Consider the following 1,189-nt stretch of genomic DNA (forward strand, 5'->3'; position numbering starts at 1 on the left):
CTTTAGAGGTAGAAGTTTTAAAGCATGAAAGTATCCTTACGGCTTCTATAACCATAATAACCAAAAACACTGGAAACAATGGCGCCTACCAGACTTCCTAAAAAGCCCCACCATCCCATATTGGAGGCTGTTTTTGTGGCTTTAGTTGCAGTGTTTTTTACTCCCTTGATAGTATCCTCAAGATTGTCCGAGAGTGTTTCTGCCTGTTCTTCAAGGGCTTTGATGGCTTTTTCGGTTTTTTCCTCGGCGCTTTGATAGATATGAACGGCACGGTTTACTGCTGTTTGTGCGTCCGAACGGGTCATGCCATCTTTTATGAGGGCATTGATGATATCACTTCGATCAAATTTTGTCGTGAGATCTTCTACACGATCAGACAGGCGCTCACCAAGATTTTTTAAAGTGGTGCGATAGTGAGAAGGATCATTTTTGAAAGCCGTGATCGCAGAACCAATATCGTTGAGTGCTGCTTGATAGGTTTGTTTCAAACGATCAGGATTGAGAGCAGGAATGTCGCTTTTATTGAGAAGGGTGCGCAATTCACTACCAAGCTGATCAAAATTGATACCATTGTCACTGTTTTTTGCAAAAAACTTTTCAAGACTTTCGCTGTTTAATTTTGCAAGTATGGGGGAAATATTGGTTTTTAGGCTGTCTACGGTTTGTTGGACCATGGAGCTGTTTTCTAGAGCAGTTTTAGCTCCTATCTTTGCTGTACTAGAAACCACGTGGATGGCTTGGAGGGTCATCAGCAATGTTATGAGAGCCCAAGTGAGAAAGCCATGAAGCGTCCCTGACGATTCAGCAAAACGTCCAGCTACAAAGCCTCCCAAGGCTAGGCTAATCAGTGTAACGATAACAGAACCCACGCCAAAGGAGAGGAAAGAGCCTTCCAATGGGGTTGAAGAGGTGAAATCCATTTGGCTTAAGCCTAACGCTGCTACCAGAAAAGAGAGGCAGATTGAGGTGGCAAGGGCTGTTACCAATCCCGCAAAGATTGCGGACCATGAAATGGGTGTGTGAAAGAATGGATACTTTTCTTCTAGAGATGTTTTTCCTAGAAAATTCGTATCAAATGGTGTGTCTTCAGGAATGCGAGTTTCCATGTTTTATCTCCTTGAATATGCTGGAGATACAATGTCTTTTTGCCAATTATGTTCCAAAAGTGAATAGATATGCGCTAAAAAGG

General features: G+C 42.6%; 1 protein-coding gene. It reads right to left on the reverse strand.

Annotated features, from left to right (window positions below):
- Positions 1 to 17: 17 nt before the first annotated feature.
- The gene (locus tag ACFIJ8_RS08380) at positions 18 to 1,106 is read right to left on the reverse strand and encodes a DUF3792 domain-containing protein (RefSeq protein ID WP_375639378.1); all 1,089 of its coding nucleotides are present in this window, start codon (positions 1,104 to 1,106) and stop codon (positions 18 to 20) included.
- Positions 1,107 to 1,189: the final 83 nt, after the last annotated feature.

Origin of the sequence: Bartonella sp. MF74HXZ, assembly GCF_042194445.1 — a bacterium.
GTDB lineage: Bacteria > Pseudomonadota > Alphaproteobacteria > Rhizobiales > Rhizobiaceae > Bartonella > Bartonella grahamii.

Bases quoted from the DNA above. Each gene is read 5' to 3' on its own strand.
- ACFIJ8_RS08380 (WP_375639378.1), bottom strand. From the start codon at position 1,106: ATGGAAACTCGCATTCCTGAAGACACACCATTTGATACGAATTTTCTA.